This is a genomic window from Pseudomonas sp. JZ114 (assembly GCF_051027705.1).
Taxonomy (GTDB): domain Bacteria; phylum Pseudomonadota; class Gammaproteobacteria; order Pseudomonadales; family Pseudomonadaceae; genus Chryseomonas; species Chryseomonas luteola.
On sequence record NZ_CP069256.1, the window covers coordinates 1,969,613 to 1,989,621 of the forward strand.

At 57.5% G+C, this 20,009-nt stretch carries 24 protein-coding genes; 22 read left to right on the forward strand and 2 right to left on the reverse strand.

What is annotated here, in order from left to right:
- The first annotated feature begins 269 nt into the window (after positions 1 to 269).
- Both JQR90_RS09175 and JQR90_RS09180 read left to right on the forward strand, forming a co-directional pair.
- On the forward strand, positions 270 to 1,007 hold the full coding sequence (locus tag JQR90_RS09175; RefSeq protein WP_010798157.1) for an SDR family oxidoreductase: 738 nt from the start codon (positions 270 to 272) through the stop codon (positions 1,005 to 1,007).
- A gap of 46 nt (positions 1,008 to 1,053) precedes the next feature.
- On the forward strand, positions 1,054 to 1,416 hold the full coding sequence (locus JQR90_RS09180; protein WP_010798158.1) for a putative quinol monooxygenase: 363 nt from the start codon (positions 1,054 to 1,056) through the stop codon (positions 1,414 to 1,416).
- A gap of 45 nt (positions 1,417 to 1,461) precedes the next feature.
- Here JQR90_RS09180 and JQR90_RS09185 read toward each other — a convergent pair whose 3' ends face one another.
- On the reverse strand, positions 1,462 to 2,769 hold the full coding sequence (locus tag JQR90_RS09185) for an alpha/beta fold hydrolase (protein WP_122042662.1): 1,308 nt from the start codon (positions 2,767 to 2,769) through the stop codon (positions 1,462 to 1,464).
- Between the two features lie 710 nt (positions 2,770 to 3,479).
- Here JQR90_RS09185 and JQR90_RS09190 point away from each other — a divergent pair.
- The 8 genes from JQR90_RS09190 (at position 3,480) to JQR90_RS09225 (ending at position 10,883) form a co-directional block, all read left to right on the forward strand.
- Complete coding sequence (locus JQR90_RS09190) at positions 3,480 to 4,448, forward strand: DNA replication terminus site-binding protein (RefSeq protein WP_122042661.1); 969 nt, start codon at positions 3,480 to 3,482, stop codon at positions 4,446 to 4,448.
- A 581-nt stretch (positions 4,449 to 5,029) separates the two neighbouring features.
- Positions 5,030 to 5,191 carry a hypothetical protein gene (locus JQR90_RS09195; protein ID WP_010798161.1) on the forward strand — a complete coding sequence of 54 codons (162 nt, stop codon included), beginning with the start codon at positions 5,030 to 5,032 and terminating at the stop codon, positions 5,189 to 5,191.
- Positions 5,192 to 5,311: 120 nt separating this feature from the next.
- Positions 5,312 to 6,217: a SctD/MshK family protein gene (locus tag JQR90_RS09200; protein ID WP_434140747.1), complete on the forward strand. Its 906-nt coding sequence runs from the start codon at positions 5,312 to 5,314 to the stop codon at positions 6,215 to 6,217.
- A 43-nt stretch (positions 6,218 to 6,260) separates the two neighbouring features.
- A complete protein-coding gene (locus tag JQR90_RS09205) occupies positions 6,261 to 6,635 on the forward strand; it encodes a hypothetical protein (RefSeq protein WP_010798163.1) in 375 nt (124 codons plus the stop codon).
- Positions 6,632 to 6,979: a tetratricopeptide repeat protein gene (locus JQR90_RS09210; protein WP_239380753.1), complete on the forward strand. Its 348-nt coding sequence runs from the start codon at positions 6,632 to 6,634 to the stop codon at positions 6,977 to 6,979. Before JQR90_RS09205 ends, JQR90_RS09210 begins: the two co-directional genes overlap by 4 nt.
- Before the next feature lie 14 nt (positions 6,980 to 6,993).
- Complete coding sequence (gene sctV, locus JQR90_RS09215) at positions 6,994 to 9,093, forward strand: type III secretion system export apparatus subunit SctV (protein ID WP_434140779.1); 2,100 nt, start codon at positions 6,994 to 6,996, stop codon at positions 9,091 to 9,093.
- Positions 9,094 to 9,145: 52 nt separating this feature from the next.
- Positions 9,146 to 10,504: a type II and III secretion system protein family protein gene (locus JQR90_RS09220; RefSeq protein WP_434140780.1), complete on the forward strand. Its 1,359-nt coding sequence runs from the start codon at positions 9,146 to 9,148 to the stop codon at positions 10,502 to 10,504.
- The gene (locus JQR90_RS09225; RefSeq protein ID WP_122042657.1) at positions 10,494 to 10,883 is read left to right on the forward strand and encodes a CpaD family pilus assembly lipoprotein; all 390 of its coding nucleotides are present in this window, start codon (positions 10,494 to 10,496) and stop codon (positions 10,881 to 10,883) included. The genes JQR90_RS09220 and JQR90_RS09225 overlap by 11 nt, the downstream gene beginning before the upstream one ends.
- 33 nt (positions 10,884 to 10,916) lie before the next feature.
- On the opposite strand, the gene JQR90_RS09230 is transcribed toward JQR90_RS09225, so the two are convergent.
- A complete protein-coding gene (locus JQR90_RS09230; protein ID WP_239380756.1) occupies positions 10,917 to 11,705 on the reverse strand; it encodes a tetratricopeptide repeat protein in 789 nt (262 codons plus the stop codon).
- 310 nt (positions 11,706 to 12,015) lie between these two features.
- Between JQR90_RS09230 and JQR90_RS09235 the strand changes: the two genes are divergently transcribed.
- Genes JQR90_RS09235 through sctT form a run of 12 tightly spaced genes read left to right on the forward strand, consistent with a single transcriptional unit; the run spans position 12,016 to position 19,998 of the window.
- Positions 12,016 to 12,654, forward strand: a complete 639-nt coding sequence (locus JQR90_RS09235) for a type III secretion protein (protein ID WP_434140748.1) — start codon at positions 12,016 to 12,018, stop codon at positions 12,652 to 12,654.
- A gap of 39 nt (positions 12,655 to 12,693) precedes the next feature.
- Positions 12,694 to 12,903 (forward strand): hypothetical protein, encoded by a 210-nt coding sequence (locus tag JQR90_RS09240; protein ID WP_010798170.1) that lies wholly within the window; start codon positions 12,694 to 12,696, stop codon positions 12,901 to 12,903.
- A gap of 44 nt (positions 12,904 to 12,947) precedes the next feature.
- On the forward strand, positions 12,948 to 13,349 hold the full coding sequence (locus tag JQR90_RS09245) for a hypothetical protein (protein ID WP_150347484.1): 402 nt from the start codon (positions 12,948 to 12,950) through the stop codon (positions 13,347 to 13,349).
- Between the two features lies 1 nt (position 13,350).
- On the forward strand, positions 13,351 to 14,133 hold the full coding sequence (gene sctJ, locus JQR90_RS09250; protein ID WP_404627501.1) for a type III secretion system inner membrane ring lipoprotein SctJ: 783 nt from the start codon (positions 13,351 to 13,353) through the stop codon (positions 14,131 to 14,133).
- Positions 14,130 to 14,801 carry a hypothetical protein gene (locus tag JQR90_RS09255; protein WP_150347482.1) on the forward strand — a complete coding sequence of 224 codons (672 nt, stop codon included), beginning with the start codon at positions 14,130 to 14,132 and terminating at the stop codon, positions 14,799 to 14,801. Before sctJ ends, JQR90_RS09255 begins: the two co-directional genes overlap by 4 nt.
- Positions 14,798 to 15,391, forward strand: coding sequence for a type III secretion system stator protein SctL (gene sctL / locus JQR90_RS09260; protein WP_434140749.1), 594 nt, complete (start codon positions 14,798 to 14,800; stop codon positions 15,389 to 15,391). Before JQR90_RS09255 ends, sctL begins: the two co-directional genes overlap by 4 nt.
- 20 nt (positions 15,392 to 15,411) lie before the next feature.
- Positions 15,412 to 16,740 (forward strand): FliI/YscN family ATPase, encoded by a 1,329-nt coding sequence (locus JQR90_RS09265; RefSeq protein ID WP_425451155.1) that lies wholly within the window; start codon positions 15,412 to 15,414, stop codon positions 16,738 to 16,740.
- On the forward strand, positions 16,737 to 17,219 hold the full coding sequence (locus JQR90_RS09270) for a hypothetical protein (RefSeq protein WP_434140750.1): 483 nt from the start codon (positions 16,737 to 16,739) through the stop codon (positions 17,217 to 17,219). The genes JQR90_RS09265 and JQR90_RS09270 overlap by 4 nt, the downstream gene beginning before the upstream one ends.
- Positions 17,219 to 18,256, forward strand: a complete 1,038-nt coding sequence (sctQ, locus tag JQR90_RS09275; RefSeq protein ID WP_010798177.1) for a type III secretion system cytoplasmic ring protein SctQ — start codon at positions 17,219 to 17,221, stop codon at positions 18,254 to 18,256. The genes JQR90_RS09270 and sctQ overlap by 1 nt, the downstream gene beginning before the upstream one ends.
- Positions 18,249 to 18,905, forward strand: a complete 657-nt coding sequence (sctR, locus tag JQR90_RS09280) for a type III secretion system export apparatus subunit SctR (RefSeq protein ID WP_010798178.1) — start codon at positions 18,249 to 18,251, stop codon at positions 18,903 to 18,905. The genes sctQ and sctR overlap by 8 nt, the downstream gene beginning before the upstream one ends.
- 1 nt (position 18,906) lies before the next feature.
- On the forward strand, positions 18,907 to 19,176 hold the full coding sequence (locus JQR90_RS09285) for an EscS/YscS/HrcS family type III secretion system export apparatus protein (protein WP_010798179.1): 270 nt from the start codon (positions 18,907 to 18,909) through the stop codon (positions 19,174 to 19,176).
- A 9-nt stretch (positions 19,177 to 19,185) separates the two neighbouring features.
- On the forward strand, positions 19,186 to 19,998 hold the full coding sequence (gene sctT / locus JQR90_RS09290) for a type III secretion system export apparatus subunit SctT (RefSeq protein ID WP_434140751.1): 813 nt from the start codon (positions 19,186 to 19,188) through the stop codon (positions 19,996 to 19,998).
- Positions 19,999 to 20,009 lie beyond the last annotated feature (11 nt).

Below are 20,009 nucleotides of genomic sequence, written 5' to 3' on the forward strand. Positions count from 1 at the left end.
GGTTATATCAATTCTGCTGACTTCTTGCCTGATCCTGTCATGGTATGCCCGCGGTCCGCAGGATTGTGAAAGCCAGCGTAGTCCAACCTTGCCTGCAGAGCGCGAATAATCGTGTTGGACAGGCGCTCCCTGGCCCACTGCGTTCTTCTCCGTGCAGGATCAGGCAAGAAGCGAGCAGGATCCGTCTAACGTCTGAATGCCTTTCGGCTCTAGCCTTGTCACTAACGCGGCAATACCGGCCGCCCTCACTGACAGGCAAGGAGATTCGTATGAAAGGTCTAGAAGGCAAGGTCATCGCAATTACCGGCGCAAGCAGTGGCATTGGCGAAGCAACCGCACGGTATCTGGCGGCACAGGGCGGCTTCGTCATTCTAGGGGCGCGTCGTACAGAGCGGCTTGAGACCCTGGTAGCTGAAATCAGGGCGCAGGGCGGCAAGGCTGACTACCGCCGGCTCGACGTTACCGCATTGGAGGATATGGAGTCGTTTGTGCAGTTCGCTCAGCAGCAGGGCGGACGTCTGGATGTATTGGTCAACAATGCGGGTGTGATGCCGCTTTCCAAGCTTGAAGCGCTCAAGGTTGACGAATGGAATCGCATGATCGATGTAAACATTCGGGGCGTGCTCCACGGGATTGCGGCGGGCTTGCCGGTCATGCAACAGCAGCGTAGCGGACAGTTCATCAATCTGTCTTCGATTGGCGGGCATGCTGTCAGTCCTACTGCCGCGGTTTACTGTGCAACCAAGTTTGCCGTCAGGGCCATTTCCGAAGGGTTGCGTCAGGAGGTAGGAGCCGATATCCGCGTCACTGTGATCTCGCCCGGGGTAACGGAGTCTGAGCTGGCTGACACCATCACCGATCCAACCGCTCAGGCAGCCATGGACGCGTTTCGCCGAGGGGCTATTTCACCGGAGTCCATCGCGCGCGCCATTGCGTTTGCAATTGAACAGCCTGCTGAAGTGGACGTAAGCGAGATTATCGTCAGGCCGACCGCGAGCCCTTATTAAGGGCTTCCGGTTTCAACCCGTGGCACTTCATCTCGGAGGAGGACTCATGTCCGCATCGCCTTGTACATCGTTGCTCTTGATCCATGCCCGCACCGGGCGCTCCGCAGCCCTCAGGGCATGTCTCAGGGGATTGCCTTATCCAGGGCAGACGTGTCTCACCTTTACCGTCATGCCATCGCCGGAAGAGGAAAACTGCTGGTTGGTGTATGGCCAATGGCAGTCGCAGTCGGATATGGACAGCTACTTCAACACGCTTCCAGCCGAGCTGTGGATGCGCCTGGTAAATGGCTCCCTTGCGGCCCATATGGAGTTCATGACGTTCGAAGGTAACGAGTTGCCCAACGCCTATCGTTGGGCAACTCCACGGTTCAGCTCGCCTGGTTGCGCCTCCTATGCCTGTTGTGGCTAGGCGCAGGCGCCATGTCTCCCTGTAAGTTGTGAGCTGCGTTTTACGTCATTGGGAGTAGGTGTTCTCATCGGCGGTAGCCGGGTGGTAGTCCGTAGGAGCGCAGAGGCTCAGGTTTTGCACCGGCACCAGGCGAGCCGGGCCCATTGGAACTCGTGTTGCCGCCACAGCCAGCAGATTGAACGTACCTTGAGCCGCAACGGCCCAGCGTCCGGTTACGGGCTCGCCGCGAAGCAAGGTAGCGGCGGCCAGAAGGAGCTTCAATCCGCTGCAGGTATCGATATTGAGATGAACCGTCATGGGCAGCTTGCGCACCAGACCATACTCGTAGTTGGTCAGAAGGCTGTAGGTTGCGGTTGAAAGACCTGCAACGGCAAACAGTTGGCGGGTGCGCGGTCCCCACTCGTTGACACCTGCCAACGCCAGACAGAGGCCTGCTGAGGCATAGTCCAGAAGGCCGTGCATGCGAGGTGATAATAATTTGGCTGGCGCCAGCCGATCACGACCCTGATCCATGCCAGAGACGACAATTTCATTACTCATGTCGGTTGCCCGGGTATCGAAACGACCGGTGATGAACCGATGGACCAGCTGCGACATGAGCGGCGCGGCGGTGTAGTGCGCGTTGTGCGCCGCGCCTTCTACAACCACCAGTTTGCCGTTGGGAAGTAGACTGGTGAATTCCTCTGCCCACTGCTGGGTAAGGGTCTTGTCGTATTGGCCACGGATTACAAGGGCAGGAACATGCACGTGGGAAAGACGGTTTTCTATGGGGTCGTCCACCGTTCTGCGAAGCTGCTGAACCATGCGCGGTAGGCCATTGGAAAGATACTCCATGTGCATCAGCGGGTTGATCGAAGGTGCCTCGAACGGCATGTTCAAGACGAGGCGGGCGTACTGCCGCGCCGGTGTCCGATAGGCCGGGTCTGGCGTAGGTGCGATCAGGATCAGGCGCTCGACTCTATCCGGAAAGCGTGCCGCAATTTCAACGGCGATTTGTACGCCTACGGAGTTGCCGCACAGCACCGCCTTGTGGATTCCGTTGGCATCCATCCAGGCCAGCAGATGATTCGACTGCTCTCTGACATCCGGACCTGCTGGCCACTTGGACATCCGCGGCGCAGGCGAGCGCCCGAAACCGGGCAAATCGGGTGCCATGACGTCATGACCCATCGATGCGAGACGTCTCCCCAGCGGGACCATATAGCGGCTTGAAAGCGCCAGGCCATGAATCAGGATGATTGGAACCTGATGTGGATCATCTTCATGGGCTAGCCAGGTGCGGGCGTGCATGCGAATGCCGAGCGAAGGAATAGTCGTCCAGGTTTTGTAAGGGGCGTAAGCGAGTTTGAACATAAGGGACAGCTCCCATGTATATCGAGCCTTGCCCAGGTCGCAGCGTGCCTGAAGGCATCATGAGCCAATCATGCGGCATGCGCGGGCTCCTGGGCGTGAGCATTGTAAATGTCGTCTGAACATGCAGAAAAAAGAAGGCCCGCAGAGCGGGCCAAAACGAGCTTTGAACAGCTCGCTGCCGCGAAAGGGCCCGTTCCATCAAGGGCCCAGAGGGGAGGTTATTGCCGGGAAGTAATCAGTGATGATGAGCAGGTTCCGCAGTGAATAGCGGCTGAAATAAAGGGGGCTGCACATCTCAAGACTCCTCATGTCACGGCGTATCACCATCGGTCTGAGCATAAGCTCGTACCGATTCGAATGTGAAAAGGGCAAGGTCAGCAAATATATGCCTTGCTTAATGACCGATAGTTTGGAAAAGAAAAAGTGCCTTGGAAGCGACGAACGTAAGTACCTTTTATCCCTTGCAAAACGATGACGGAGCCGATCAAACGATACGTTGAAGCTGACTAGAGAGGTAGACGGAACCCTGTCTTGTAATACCAGCCTAATAATAAGTAAACGAGCCGCATTTCCAGCCTGTTGCAGCTTAATGCAGTTTAATAGACGTATCGACAAGGGCTTTATCTGATTGTGAATCTGTTTAATCGGTCAGATTGGGATGAGACGGTTATAATGAATGTTGGTATTACTTATTGAGGAAAGAGGTGCTCATGATCACTGACGTGCGCGAAGCGTGGCAGGAAATGGTAGAAGCTCAGCGAGCCTTCAACGCAACGTGGCCTTCGGCGGTGGTTCATGCACAAGTCTGGTTGCTTCCCATCAACAAGGAGCCTAAAGGCCAGACTAAAATCACACCGATGGAGCTAGTGGGTGAGCCTGCCATCGAGGCTGCGAAAAAGGCCATCCTGCAATTCGAGCAGGAGGAGGGGCAGCACCCTAGTACCGTCATGCGGCTCCCAGGGTGGATCGGCGTTTCGCAGTCAGTGCTGGAGTACGCCCGTGAGGCCAATGCCGCGCGTGATCGTTTTCTTGAGGTTCTGGCTCAGGAAACGGCCTCCATGAACCTGAAATCGCTATCCAAGGGAAAGCATCTTCGGAGCATTCTCAAGCTGCCGATTGTCATCAAGCAGATCGAGCGCCATATCCAGGTGTTTGAAGGGGTGCCACGGCGTATCCTGTTCACCTGGGCGGGCAAAACGGCGGCCCCCGAAAGCATCCCTGTCAAGGATGTGATCGAAAAGATCGAAACGCAGCTGGCTGATGCCGTGGCCAAGGCTGATATGGACAAGGAACGCAATCTGAGGCTTGAGCTCAAGGCGTTGGGGTTTCTGGATGCGAAGGCCGAACTGCATCGCTACCGTCCTATTGCGCCCCATCCGCGCGTGATGCTGTATTTCTCCAAAAGCCCTCGTTATGACGCCATGCCTCACGCCAATCTGCCGATTTTTGTTTCACTGGATGAGAAGCAGCCGTGGCCGCGGGTCGATGCGCTCGAAGAGTTTGATGCAGAAAACGCTCAGGCTGAGCGCTCGGACAAGGTGCCCCGCCAGGAAATCATTCCGCGCCTGGGGCTGTACCTTAAAACCGCGCCCGACCGTAAGCGCAGCCCCAGGACGGCCCGTGGGGACTCGACCGCCGTGGCACGAGCGTTAGTCTCGTCTACTTATCAAAAGCGTTGAGTGGTAAACGGACACTCACAATATGTACGCAGAAGATGGATTAAATAAGGGTCAACAGACTAACGCATTGGTTGAGTGGAATATGTTCCGTTTCGATGACTGAAAGACTCTATCTTTAATTCATATGCGGGGCATTGCCAAATCTTATTCATATGCTGTTTGCTAAGCGAGTAATGCTTTATACAAAGCAATACTCGCTCAGCCCATATATAAGCATCTGCTTGTTAGCGGTTATTTACAAATATTTACTCAATTAACTGTTTGAATATGCTGCTTAGTGAATCTGTTCGCATAATTAGTGCGTTGCAATCTTGACCGATAAAGTGACAAAGAATTCTTAATTGCTTGGAAATCATGGCATTAAGACATTAAAGCTCATTATATGAAGGGTCGGTTTGCAGCTATTTATAATTCTTAATATTCGTGTAATTAAATGTTCATGCCTTGCGGGGCAACATTCACTCGTCTGGCAGCGATTGGGGTTCGAAAGAATCAGGACGTTGCTGGAAATATGCTCTTCTCTGCAGCCGTGTAGTAGCAGTTGGCGCATGTCTAATTTTTTTCAATAAGGAGATATTGATATGAGTAATGTTACTCCGACCAGCACCAGTTCTTCCGACGCTGCTATCGACAAAATGACTGCCGCTTTCGATGCCGCTATCGAAAAATCCGCGAAGATCACTGAGATCACCACCGAGAAGAAAACTGAGCTTGACGCGACCAAACAGCGTCCTCAGAACTAAGGTGTGGACGGGCGGCGCCTTATGGCGCCGTCTGTTTGTTCAGACAGCTTTCCAGATTGGACCTGCATGCAGGCTGGCCTTGCCATGCGTGCCGGGTCAGGCAAAACAATGATGTCTGCAATGTCTTCTCTTCCCGGCTCAAAACCTGCAGTGCCTACTCTTGAGGTCATTGCGGGACTGCATACTGGCGTATCGGTATCGCTGGATGAACCTGCCTATTGCCTGGGTGCCTCCGACGAGGTGGATCTGGTGCTCAGGGATGCAGGCGTTGCGCCTCGCCATGCCGTGTTGCGTCTGGAGAAAAATACAGTCGCCGTTGAGGCAATTGGAGGCGATGTACTCACGGCTGAAAAACGAATCCCTTTGGGCAAGGGGCTGCGCCTGCCATTACCGGTGGAGTTATCCGTTGGAGAGGCTCGAATCCGCTTATCTGCTCCGCTGACAAGGTTGGTTGCGCCTCCCAAGCGATGGCCTGTTACCCACGCCGGTATGATGGCACTTTTTGGCGCGGCGGTATTGCTAGGCCTGTATACGTTGATCGGCACCAGCGAAGCCGAAGATCGCTTATCGCCTGTTGCCAACGCGCCAGTTAGCCCGGTACTCGACAGCGGCGCTGGTCAGGAGCCCGTAGTGCGGGACGATCAGGTTACCCGACAATTGCTGTCCCGACTTGAATCCGCTGGACTTTCTTCGGTGCATGTCGAATCGCAAGGCCGTCATCTGATGCTCTTCGGTGAAATCGATGCTGCTCAGCAGCCAGCCTGGGTCGATATCCAGAGGTGGTTCGACGGTGAGTATGGCAGCAGCCATGTACTGGTCAGCTCGGTCACGCTACGCAAGGCGCCGGTTTCTCCCCGTGTCAGGTTCCAGGCGGTATGGCTGGGACAGGATCCTTATGTGGTTAGTGAGTCCGGTACACGTCTTTACCCCGGCGCATCGCTGGACGACGGCTGGGTGCTCAAGGGGATAGAGCCGCAGCGGATTGTCCTGAGTCGCAACGGCCACGAGTTTGCCCTGACCCTATGACGCTGCCATTGCTTACACAACCCCTGGGTGGGAGGCCTTTTCGATGAGAATCGATACCAGCCGACCGCTGGACCTGCAGCGGCCTGAAGAGGCGTCCAGCGAATCCCTGCGTCGGACCGGCTCGGTTGCCAGAGCCAGGCAGAGTGAGGTGTTCGAGTCGCTGCTGCGGCTGCGCAGCCGGACTCCGTTCAAATCCCTGCGTAACGAGCTGGCGGAGCTGATCGGCCCTCCCGTTAACGACCCTGGCATCTTCAGCCCTGGCCATTCGCTTCAGGTACTGGAGCACATCATTGATACGGTGTTGCCTCGGCTGGACGCCGAGCCGGAGATCAAAGCACTTGCTGCCAGCCTGCTTGAGCAGGAAATCCAGCAACGTCGGGAGCTTGGGATGCGGTTGAGCGAGATCGACGATTTATGAACGTACAGGATCGCGAGGCAGTACAGCTGCTTCACTCGCTTGGCGCTCTGTATCTACGCAGCGGACAACAGCGACAAGCGCTGATCTATCTGCTTCTGGCTATTCAGATCGACCCGGCAGATACCGCTTTGCTGCGTACGCTCACCAATGGCTTTATTGCCACAGGTGATGGGGAGCGGGCACTGGCTGCTATCGGAAGGCTGGAGCAGCTTGAAGGGTCAAGCATGCCGCTCAAGTTTCTGCGTAGCCGCGCATTATGGGCGTTGGGTGCCAAAGACGAGGCACGACGCTGTTTTCGTGAATATCTGGATAGTCGGAGGGCCGTAACGTGCTCGCCAGATTGAACCGCCTGGCTGTAATGGCCTCACAGCGTACCGATATCGTCATTGCACTGTTCATGATGCTGGCCATCGTGATGATGATCATCCCGCTACCCACAGTAATGGTCGATGTGCTTATCGGCACCAATATCGCGTTCAGTCTGTTGGTTCTGGTCGTTGCGTTCTACGTGTCGCATTCAGTGGATTTCTCTGCACTCCCGCCGGTAATTCTGCTCAGTACGCTGTTTCGCCTGTCGCTTTCCATCACCACGACCCGGTTGATCCTGCTCAACGGAGAAGCGGGGGATATTGTCGAGGCATTTGGCAATTTCGTGATTGCCGGTGAGGTGGTCATTGGCCTGGTGGTTTTTCTGATCATTACCGTGGCGCAGTTCATCGTTATCACCAAGGGCGCCGAGCGAGTGGCCGAGGTGGCGGCTCGCTTTACTCTGGATGCGATGCCAGGCAAGCAGATGAGTATCGACAACGATCTGCGTAATGGTGATATCGATCAGGCCGAAGCCCGTCGACGTCGCTCACGCCTGGAGCGGGAAAGCCAGCTCTATGGGGCCATGGACGGTGCCATGAAATTCGTGAAAGGAGATGCGATCGCCGGATTGGTCATCCTGTGCGTGAACCTGCTGGGTGGCTTGCTGATCGGTATGATCAAGCGGGGCATGCCCTTTGGCGAGGCGGTGCATACCTATTCGCTATTAACCGTAGGCGATGGGTTGATCGCCCAGATTCCTGCCCTGTTGATTGCGGTTGCCGCAGGCACGGTAGTCACGCGCGTAACAACCGATGCAGAGACAGATCTCGGCACGGAAATTATTAGTCAACTAAGCGCCAACCAGCGGGCGTTGGCACTGACGTCTGCCATTCTGCTGGGCGTTGCGTTTATTCCAGGATTCCCGGCGCCTGTATTCATTGCCATTTCGCTGGTCCTGGGCGGAACGGCCTTCTACATGCATCGGCGTAAACAGACCGCGGAACAAGTTCCGGCTGCTCAGGAGGAGCCGGAACCACGTGAGGTTACGGCTGAGCCAATACAAGATGTAGAGGACACGGGTCATTTCCGCATTACGCTATGGATTAGTGAAGCCCATGTGTCACAGGTCTCGCTCAATACGCTCAGGCAGCGACTGGACAGTACTCGTTACGAGATCAGTGAGGACTTGGGCGTCGAGCTTCCCCGTATCGGCTTGCGCATTGACCGCAACGCCGTGGCGGAGCGGTTCAGGATTGATCTGGAGGGCGTGCCCGTCATGGAGGGAGCTATCCGCCCTGATGCGGTGTTGCTGCAGGACGATGAAGTTCATCTTGAGCTGCTGGCAATCGAGCATACAGCCTCGGCCCCGTTGTTACGCCGTAAGCCTGCCCTGTGGGTGGATGCACAACAGGCTGCCACGCTGGTAGAGGCTGGGGTAGGGCATCTGGATCTGGCGCAGACGTTTGACGCCTGCATGGATCAGACCTTACGCCGCTATGCGGCTGAATTCCTGGGTATCCAGGAGGCCCGTCAGATCCTGACCGAGATGGAAGAGCAGTATCCCGAGCTCGTTAAGGAGGCCCTCCGCGTGCTGCCCTTGCAGCGAATCGCGGATGTGCTGAGGCGGCTGGTCAGTGAGCATATTTCCATCCGCAACCGCCGCGCCATTCTTGAGGCGATTGTGGAGTGGGCACCGCGTGATCTGGATACGCCCATTCTGACCGAGCATGTCCGTGCTGCGCTAGCCCGGCAGATTTGCTATGCGTACGCCGACAGTCACCGCGTCATCTCGGCCTATGTCTTTTCCCGGGACCTGGAGGAGGCACTACGGGCGCCACTGCGCCGCAGTGATAAAGGCCGCCCTACGGTACTGCCGCCCGACTTGACCCGCACCATTACGATCCAGCTTCAGCACGCGTATGACGCTGCCAGTCATGATCTGAATCCGGTGGTCATGGTGACGGCGGACATCCGTCGCCCGCTCCGGCAGTTGCTGACCCGGCATGATCTGGATGTTCCCGTGCTGTGCTACCAGGACCTGACCCGGGAATTCACCGTGCAGTCGCTGACGACGCTCACGCTACCGGAGGCCAATGCGGCCTTGCCACACACCGTAACGGAATCGTTGACGGCTCCACAACCGTTGTAAGGGAACAGAAAGGATGGTGAGGGTGTTTGAGGATTACCGGCAGGCAGGGTGTGTGCCGAGACCGACGTTAAGACAATGGCTGATTATCGGTTTCGGTTGTCTTTTACTGTCCGGCGGCTGGCTGGCTCCCGGGCGGGCCGTTGCGCAACCTGTTGAGGGGGTGAGTTCTGAGGGGCGTGTGCTTTACCTCGCCTCGGGGGAGGGCCAGATTGTGAAATTCAAGGCGCCGGTAGAGTCGGTATTTGTCGCTGATCCTGCCATTGCCGATCTGCGCGTTGTCTCGCCGGGAGTGGTGTATGTCTATGGCAAGACCAGTGGCGAAACTAATCTGATTGCCCTGAATGCAAACGAGGACATTCAAGGCACCTGGCAACTCAAGGTCCAGCCCAATGTCGGGCCGATCAAGGAGGCCGTACAGGCATTGCAGCCAGGCAGCAGCGTTTCGGTGGCGCAATCCGGCAAGCGGCTGATAGCCAAGGGAGCCACCCAGGATGTTGCGTCGGCGCTGGATATAAATGCATTACTCGATAGCCAGACACCAGCCGGTGGCCCGCCACCCCTGAACACCACGACTTATCCTGAATCGCCCCAGGTCAATATCCGGGTACGTTTCGCCGAGGTGTCACGCGAGCAGTTGCTGCGGTATGGGGTGAACTGGAATGCGCTCATTACCCGTGGTTCGTTTTCGTTCGGGCTGGTGACAGGCGGTCCGCTGGCGCAGTCGGCAGTAGCCGGGGCCACGAATCTGATCTCGGCAGGTTACAGCTCCGGCAGCGCCAATATCGATGTGCTACTCGATGCGCTGCAAAGTAACGGCATTCTCGAAATTCTGGCAGAGCCAAACATCACGGCGGTAACGGGGCAAACGGCCAGTTTTTTGGCAGGGGGCGAAGTGCCGGTACCTATTCCTGTGAGTCGTGACCTGGTAGGTATTGAATACAAGCCATTTGGTGTATCGCTGCTCTTTACGCCTACGCTGCTTCCCAGTGGGCGTATCGCCATGCAGGTTCGCCCCGAGGTCAGCAGTCTTTCAACGACCAGTGCCGTGCAGATAGCGGGCACCAGTGTGCCAACGTTCCAGGTCCGGCGGGCCGATACGCGTGTTGAGGTAGGCAGTGGTCAGACATTTGCCATCGCCGGTCTTTTCCAGCGCAACAGCGCGCAGGACATGGATAAGCTTCCCATGCTGGGTGACGTTCCGATCCTGGGCGCATTGTTCCAGTCCAAACGCTTTCAGCGCAACGAAACCGAACTGGTCATTCTGATCACGCCGTACCTTGTCGAGCCTGAGTCAGACCACACGCTGGCTACGCCACTTGATCCGAGCGCGTCCAATCCTGCACAGCACTTGGCGCGAACGTCTACCGCGCCCACCAAGCCTTACTCGGAGTTCGGGTTTTATGTGGATTGATTCGAGACGCTCCCTTGCTGTGCTCGGCGCGGCTGTCATGCTGCTGGCGGGGTGCTCACTGGAGCCGGTGTCCTATGCATCGGATTATGTCCGTCTGGCTGATCGCAACGGTCAGGCGGTATGGGTGCCCCGTGTGTGCTTGAGTCCCGAAACAGCGGCAGCGCCCGATCGTTTACCCATGGGCTGCGCCAATGCGCTTAATCTGGCCAGAATGATCGAGCGACCTACTGACCTACAGCGTGGTCGTCCGATGGGACCCGCCATGGCCGCTCCGGTAGCACGTGCGGCAGAAGCTTATATCACCGGCCACACCGCCGATGACATCAGGCGGCAACGGCTCGAGCAGGAAGCGGCAAACCGTAACGCTGCCGGAATGTGATGATGTTCGTCAGATCAGGTCTGGCGAGCATTTTTAATTGGAATGAGTGGCGATAAGCCCTACCGCCTGGGCGCGTTGCATCGGGTCGCGCAGGGACTTGATTTGCCGGGCCTGTTCGAGCAGCCGGGCTTTTTGAGCCGGTGTCGTTTGGGGAATGACCAGGCCCGTAGCCTCCTGCTCGTGACCGGCCAGTACCAGTGCCAGAAGCAGGTTGCGGTAATGGCCTGGCATGGCCAGAGGGGAACGGGTGACTTCACGCAGCCGTGTGACGGCACGATCCGGTGAGCCTCCCAACGCCATGGCGACGGCCTGATTGCTTTGGATGTCCAGATTGCCGGGCGCCAATTCAAGCGCCTGGGAAAAGGCTGTTTCCGCTGCGGCTGACTGGCCCAACAGACTGTAGGCCGTGCCCAGCTTGCTATAGGTACTGGCCGTTTTCTTGAGCGGGGCAACTTCCTTCAGCGCATTGGCCGCACTGCTGGCATTGCCGAGCCGTAGCTGGGCACTACCAAATCCCAACAGCGCGTCGGGATTATGGGGTTCCTTTATCAAAGCCTCGCGAAAGGCCTGGGCAGCACCGTTGGCATCTCCGCTGCCAAGCCGGGCATTACCCAGACGAATGAACGCGGGAGCGTCCTGCTGCTGTTGAGCCGCGCGTGCATACAGGGCCGACGCGGTGGCAGGGTCGCCCCGGCGTTCGATGTCGGATGCCAGTTTGTCCAGCTGAAGATCAGAGTGGGGATTGGAAGGTGCAGAGCTGCAACCGGCCAGCCAGGAGCACACAACAGCCAGGACGAACCGGGTAGGGCGGGAGGTAGGCAAAATCACACTCCATGTTTTGACTGCAAAGAGCCACATCCTGCGCATTTGGCCGGACAAACATGACAGTGCGATGACAGCGCCCGGCTGTGTTTGAGGCTTGTCCTGTACCGCCCTGGTTCTGTGATACAGACAACACTCATTGGGTGACTTGCAACGGGCTTGTCACAAAGCCTCACCATACTCGGGGCATCGAGAAAGTGTCCGAACGTTCCGGATAAAGGATAAGCCGGAGTCGTCGTTTGGTTTGCTTCGTACAGGGATGGATCACTGTCTGCCATCGGTTCGAGTCGTATGAGGCATCGAGCCGGGTATGGAAGAGATGAAGAAGAACGAGCAAGCCATGCCGTTGCCTGTTTTTACCGCTCGCTGTTTACGTTCACTGTGTTGCCTGTTTGCGCTTGCAGGGGTTGCGCTTGATGGCTGGGCACAGACAGAGAAACCTGTCTGGCTGGACCAGCCCTATCACTACGTTGTGATTGATCAGGATGTACGCGGCGTACTGATGGAGTTCGGTCGTAATCTGTCATTGCCTGTGGTCTTGTCCGATCAGGTCAAGGGCCGGGTACAGGGCCATGTGCGGGCGGAGCACGCGGGTGAGTTTCTCTCGCGTATCAGCGCCACCCAAGGGCTGGTCTGGTACTACGACGGCAGCGCCCTGCATGTGAACGCCAACCGCGAGCTGATCAGTCAGATCATCGATACCCGCCGGTTCGATCAGAAGGCTTTGAGAGGCGTGCTCGACCAGCTGGGCCTGGTAGGCGAGAACGTATCGATACAGCTCAACCCCGGCCGCTCGGTTCTGAGCGTATCCGGGCCGCCTGCCTACATTGGCTATGTGCAGCGCAGTCTCGAAGGCCTGGAAAGGCCCGTTATTTCGAGGGAAAAAAGCCAGGGCATTCGTATCTTTAGGGGCGGCGCGGAAACCGAAGTCTTTAGCGGACAGGGTTGAACATCTGGCCTTTTGGCCTTTACAGACAAGGAGAAGGACATGGCAACAGCACCCATAGACAACAGCAGTACCGGCAGCGTCACTAACAGCGAGCAGACATTCGACGCTGCGCTCGAGTCGTCCGATACCGGCATGACCGATGAAGAGTTCACCCAGCAGTTGGTGGACGGTGCGGTGACCGTCGCCGGGCAGATGATCATTATGCCCCGCGCGAACGAGATCCTGAATGAGGCAATGTCGGACGAGTAAGTCTGGCGGCCCTGTGCATTATCGATGTGTGTCTGGAGATATTCATGACTGTCAGTATTCCTCCTGTAGCCCCGCAGCCCATGCCGGAACCTGCCGCGCAGGCTGCCCAGAATCTCTTCGAGCACATGGCGATGCATGCCCAGGGCCTTCCTCAGGGAGCAAGCCCGGCTCAACTGAGCCAGGGATTGATAGAGCGGCTGGATGGCTTTCTGGATCGTTCCCATCGCTTCGCTGAACGGGCCAACGGCGGGGTCGATCAGACGCAGACCTTCGGCCCGGTGATCCGTAGCTCCCAGGCCGAAGGCGCGGCGCTTCCGGACAGCCAGATGGACAAGGTTGTCACCGCACTGAGCCGCATGTTCGATCATTCGATCGAAACCCAGATGGTTGTCCGAGGCGCGACCCAGGTTTCCGGGGCGGCCAACACCCTGCTGCGTGGTCAATAAGATGACCGGTTGGAACGGATGGTTTGCAAAAGCGGTAGTACTGCTCACGCTGGTGGCGTTGCTGCAGGGATGTAAAACGGACCTGTATACCAACCTCTCAGAACGCGATGCGAACAGCATGGTGGCGGAGTTGTTGCGGCGCGGCATTTCTGCTGAACGCGTCGTTCAGAAGGACGGCCATCTTACCGTCAAGGTAGACGAGGCACGCTTTGCCGAGGCCATGCATATCCTCGACGAAGCTGGCTTGCCAGGGCAATCCTTTGCCAACCTGGGCGATGTATTCAAGAGCAATGGACTGGTGTCTTCGCCTGTTCAGGAACGTGCTCAGATGGTCTATGCCCTGAGCGAAGAACTCTCTCATACCGTATCGCAGGTCGATGGAGTGCTGTCGGCCCGGGTGCATGTGGTATTGCCCGATAATGACCTGCTTAAACGCAATGTCATGCCATCTTCCGCATCGGTTTTTATCCGGTATGAACCGGGGCTCGATATCAATCCGCTGATTCCACAGATCAAGACCCTGGTCGCCAATGGCATTTCGGGCCTGACTTATCAGAACGTTTCAGTCGTACCGGTCGAGGCAGTCAGGCGGGTCGAAGGCTCCCAAGAGGGCGAACCCCTGGCTTCGTTCATGGGGGTCTGGATGCTTCAATCGAACGTCGGCAAGGCCGCTTGGATCATGGGCGGGCTGCTTTTCCTCGTGCTGGCGCTGGCCACTTCACTGGTTTACGTGGTGTGGCAGTCCCGGCGTGCTCAACCCTACGAATTGGTGCCATTGAAATGAGCCTGACACAGTCTGCAGAACTGCCGTTGTTTCGTGGTGAAAACGGGTGGAACCTCTTCAAGACCAACCCTTTGCGCTTCGTACACGGCAAGCACGTTGCTGAGTGCTTCAGTGAATGGGGCGAGTATTCCATCGTGGCTGCGATCCAGGCCGAGCAGCGGTTTCAGTCTCGACTTGAGCGTTTGTTCCAGGATCACTTCGCGCTGCCGCCATTAAATGAGGTAGAGCCGCCCGTTGAAGAGGACTTGGCCATTGCGTTACTGGCGCCGGAACACTTTGCTGCACTGGTGGTGCCGTGTGGTGTGGTCCTTCATGGACGCTCCTTCACCCAGGAGATCAGAGCGTCGGCCTTGCGTACGCTGAAAGCGCGCTTTGGTGATGACTTATTCGCCCTGGCCGTAACCAATGCCGATCTGGCCAGCACCTCCACCGTTCTGACCGATCTCGATGAACTGGAGCGGGCCGTTCAGTTGGATGGAGAGGCCTGTATCGCCGCCTGGCTGGCTGCTCAACCTACCTCGCTCGCCGCCTGGCTGCGACTGAAGGCGACGGATGAGCCTGTCTACAGCCGCGCACTTTCGACGGACCTGCTGCAACGCGGGCCCGCCATCGTCAGGCGTATAGCGCCGCACGTTCAGGCCTATGCAACAGTGAGGAAGGCTTCTTGAGCGAACTGCCCCGTCAACCTACCCAAACCATTCTTCGGCAAGCTGAGGCCGCCCAATGGATGGATGGCTACACGTTTCTCGAGCAGGCCCGACAGGAAGCGGATGCCCTGCTGGCCAGTACACAGGCGCAAGTCGATGCCGCCCGCACTCAAGGCTACGCTGAAGGCCAGCGCGCCGGCATCGAGGCGGCAAACAAGATCCTGGTGAATACCACCCGCCAGATGGACCGGTATTTGGCCAGTCTGCCGGAGGCTTTGACCGACCTTGCTCTGGATGTAGTCCGCCGCGTTCTGGGCCAGTTTGAGCCCGGCGAGCTGGTGGCCCGTCTCGCTCGCGAAGCCCTGACGACCTTTCGTGGTCAGCACACGATAACCGTGAGGGTAGCGCCAGAGCATGTGGCCCACGTGGAAGCAATGCTGCTGGAAGGGGCTGGACCATCAGCCTCATTTCGCGTCGAGCCCGATGCCCAGCTCACAGCGACTCAATGCGTTATCGCCAGTCCTGTCGCTGTGGTGGATGCCAGCCTGGACATGCAGCTGGACGCGCTTCGTACCGCCTTGGTCAGCCCTGGCGAGTCTGAGGCGGTGTAATGCAGGAGTCGGTGTTGGAAGTGTTAGATCTCCAGACGATCATCCCCAGCTTGAAAGCGCGCCTGGATCGGGCAGAGTCGCGTCCGGTACGCGGACGTGTGAAGTGTATTCGCGGGATCATGGTGCATGCCATGTTGACCCAGGCGCGGGTTGGTGAACTCTGCTACCTACGCGACCCGCTCACGGGACGCACGATTCCCGCTGAAGTCATCGGCTTCGAGCATGACGAGGCGCTGCTGACACCGGTGGGTGAGTTGGAGGGTATGTCGACCCGTACAGAAGTTATCTCCACCGGTCAGGCGATGACAATCACCGTAGGTGATCATTTGCTCGGCGCGGTTATCAGTCCGACCGGCGAGCGGCTGGATCGTGTCGAAGGAACAGTTGATGGGCATGATACGCGCCGCTATCCGCTTCAGGCCGAGCCGCCAGCGCCGTTCGAGCGAAGCCTGATCAAGGAGCCCTTGCAATTAGGTATTCGCGCCATTGATGGACTCATGACGGTTGCCCGGGGTCAGCGCGTCGGGATTTTTGGTGAACCCGGTATCGGCAAGTCTTCTCTGTTGGCCAGTATTGTCAAAGGCACCGAGGCGGACATCATTGTTCTGGGATTGATTGGCGAGCGTGGCCGCGAAGTACGCGAACTGCTGGATGTACAATTGGGCAGGCGGGCACGGGCGCGTACCGTAGCGGTGGTGGCTACCTCGGATCGGCCTGCCATTGAGCGCGTCAAGGCCGCCTACGTGGCGACCAGCGTTGCCGAGTATTACCGTGACCAGGGCAAGAATGTATTGCTGCTCATGGACAGCATTACCCGGTATGCCCGTGCGCAGCGGGAGATCGGCCTGGCGGCAGGGGAGCCGCCTACTCGACGAGGGTACCCGCCATCCTTCTTTGCCGCATTGCCACGGCTGCTCGAACGGGCCGGCCCCGGGCAGCACGGAACGATCACTGCGTTGTATACCGTCCTGACTGAAGGGGACGGCACCCTTGATCCCGTCGCCGAAGAAACCAAGTCCATTCTGGATGGACATATTGTGCTGAGTGCAGAGTTGGCTCAACGCAATCATTTCCCAGCCATCGACGTATTGCGTAGTCGTAGCCGTTTGATGGACACGGTTGCGTCCGAGGCGCACCGCCGATGGGCGGGCCAGGTACGTGAACTGATGGCGCGCTATGCCGATATCGAATTGCTGCTCAAGGTGGGTGAATACACGACTGGCAGCGACGCCATGACAGATCAGGCCATTGCGCAACAGGGAGCGATCGAAGCCTTTTTACGGCAGCCTACCGAGGAACGCGCGGCGTTCGCCGAAACCGTGCGGCGCTTGGCGAGCCTTGCATCATGACCCATTCCAGAAGTCGTCTGAATGTGTTGATTGCGTTGCGCACACGGCGTGAAGAACGTGCCATGGCAGCACTGGCAGCTGATACACAGCGCTCCAGCGAGGCGCAGGAGGCTGCTGCAAATGCCCGGAAACAGTATCACGCCTATTGCGTCGACCAGCATCAGCAGGAGGCGCAGCTTATGGCCACTCTGGCTCATGGAGCCTTTGGGCATCGTGATGTACAGCAGGTGGTCGAGGCGCTCAAGGCATTGACCGGACGTCGGATGGATCTGGAAGACGAACTCCGCCGACTGGACGAGCAGCATGCCATGGCGCTGCTCAGGCGTAGCGAAGCCCTGCAGACGCGTAACCAGTGCTGGAAAGCGAGGCAGGCCGTCAGCCTTTTACTGGCCAATGAGGATAAAAACGTGCGTCTTGCAGAAGAGATGCAGGCTGATATCGAGACGGAAGATCGCCCGCAAGCTAGGAAGACCCCGTGATGTGGATGACCGATCCATCAGCTGGTGATGAGTTTTGCACGAGTAAAGAGGTTGCCCCTCTGGTGTTTCCCCTTGTCACACTCGAAGACGTCAGGCTTGCCAATCGTGTGTATCGCTCGCGTGAAGACTGGCAGGGAAAGATTACAGGTCATCCTGTCAGCGTTCGGCTTGCATGGAACTCCCAGCCCATCCAGTCCGCCTTGTCGTTTCCGCTCATGTTCGATGAGCAGCCAGCCTGTCTGCAGCTGCCATCATCGCTGACTCAGGCACTTGGCGGAGCGCTACTGGAGGGCATCGGCGCTCCAGCGCGTTTCCGGGCCTTGCTGATCGAGCAGGCGCTCCTGACCTCTATTCAGCCCATTGAGCAATCCACCGGATTCGCCATTCGATTCGCAGCCGGTCCCGTGGACATTCCTCATCCCATACGGCTCTCGTTTCAGGTAACGCTGCGGGACAAGACCTATCCCGTGATGCTGGATCTTTCAGCCACAACCCTTGGTCCGCTCTTGCCATGCCTCGATCAAACATTTCCTGCCAGTGATTTGCCTCTTTCTCAGCTGCGGCTCCCCGTAACGCTCTGCATCGGCAGCCAGCAGGTGCGCCTGAGTGAACTGCAAGGTTTGCAGCCTGGTGATGTGGTGATGCTGCGCTCGAACCAGGGCGCCTGGATATCGGTTGAAAACCGGCTCAGGGCGCCTCTGGCAGTAGTGGCCTCGGGATACCAGCTGCAAACCGGATTGGTTTTAACGTCTGTCAGTAAGGAATGGGACATGAGTGATACGTCCATGCATAAAACAACCGCCGAGGACGATCCATTAGGGGAGGTGCCTGTTACATTGGTATGTGAGGCGGGGCGGCTGGAGTTGCCGCTAGGTGAGGTCAAGGCGCTGTCGGAGGGAAGCATCCTTGCGTTTCCGGACTCGACTGACGAGGCCGTTGAGATCACTGTGAACGGCCGCCGACTCGGCCGCGGTACCCTGATCAGGATTGGCGAAGGGCTAGGCGTACGGATCACGAGCCTATCAACACATGGATGAATTTCAGCCCAACCTGATTGAGATCATCATTGTAGTTGCGACGATCGGGCTGGTTCCGCTTGCAGTCGTCACGATGACGGGATTTCTCAAGATCTCTGTCGTCTTGTTTCTGATCCGCAATGCTTTGGGCATTCAGCAAACGCCGCCGAACCTCGTCTTGTACGGTATTGCTTTGATTCTGACCGTGTATGTGACCACTCCGCTGGTAGGTGAGATGTACCGGCAGCTGGAGCATCAACCGATCAGTTTGGAGAGCGTGGACGGTGTCAAAGCAGCCGCCGGAGCGCTTCGCCAGCCATTGCAGAACCATCTTTCGAGGTTCGCCAATGATAATGAGCGCGCATTCTTCATGCAGGCGACAGAGAGCATCTGGTCGGAGGAGGCGCGGGCAGACTTACGGGACGACGATCTGGTTGTACTCATTCCCGCCTTTGTCAGTTCGGAGCTGACCCGCGCATTTGAGATAGGCTTTCTTTTATATATCCCGTTTCTGGTGATCGACCTGATCGTCTCCAATGCCCTCATGGCCATGGGCATGATGATGGTGTCGCCTACGTTGATTTCCATTCCCCTGAAAATTTTCCTGTTCGTGGCGGTTGAAGGATGGTCACGCCTGATGCACGGATTGATCATGAGTTACGGAGGCTGAGGTGGGACAGGATCTGTTTCTTTCCTTGATGAAGGAGTCACTGCTTACCGTGTTGCTCCTGTCGGCGCCGGCTCTGATCGTCGCCATCGTGATCGGCTTTGGGGTAGGGCTCATGCAGGCTCTTACACAGATTCAGGATCAAACGCTGCCGCAGGCCGTCAAGCTGGTGGCTGTGCTGCTTGTGCTGATCTTGGTCGGCCCGCTTCTGGCCGGGCAAGTGGGGCAATTGGCCGAACGGATGCTCGATAATTTCGCAGCCTGGACACGGTAAGGCACTGACGTGAATTTTGCCGTTGCCCAGGCGCTTCTGGACTATGTCTACCCCTTCCTCGCGGCCTTTGGCCTGGCAGTGGCACGGGCGTTGGGCATGGTCATCATCAGTCCGGCATTCAATCGTCTGGGACTGACCGGCATGATCCGTTCGGCGGTAGCCGTCGTGCTGGCCATTCCGGTGGCGCCAGTCATCTATGCCGGGCTTTCGCTGGCAGACGCACCGACTGGTTTTGCCATTGCAGGGCTGCTGATCAAGGAAATGGCGATTGGCTTGGTGATTGGTCTTGCCTTCGGTATTCCGTTCTGGGCTGCAGAGGTTGCAGGTGAGTTGGTCGATCTTCAGCGTGGGTCTACCATGGCCCAATTGGTAGATCCACTGGGCGCCGGTGAGACGAGTATTTCCTCCACGCTTCTGACGGTTACCCTGATCACACTGTTTTTCATGTCTGGGGGCTTTACGCTCATGGTAGATGGGTATTACCGCAGCTATGGCCTCTGGCCGACCCTGACCTTTAGCCCGATCGTGGTAGAAAACACGGCGCTGGAGATCGTGCGGATACTGGACCGTGTGATGCAGATCGGGGTGTTGCTGATCGCACCCATTGTCGTGGCGCTGCTAGTGGCTGACATGATGCTGGCCTATCTCTCCCGTATGGCGCCCCAGCTGCATGTATTCGATCTGTCTCTCCCGGTAAAGAATCTGCTGTTTTCGTTCTTGATGGTGCTTTACGCATCCTTCCTTGGGCCGCTCATGTTATCGGAGCTGGGTAGCCTGTATGAGGTGTTCGACTGGTTGGAACAGGCCGTCTCTAAGGGCTAGGGCAATGAACA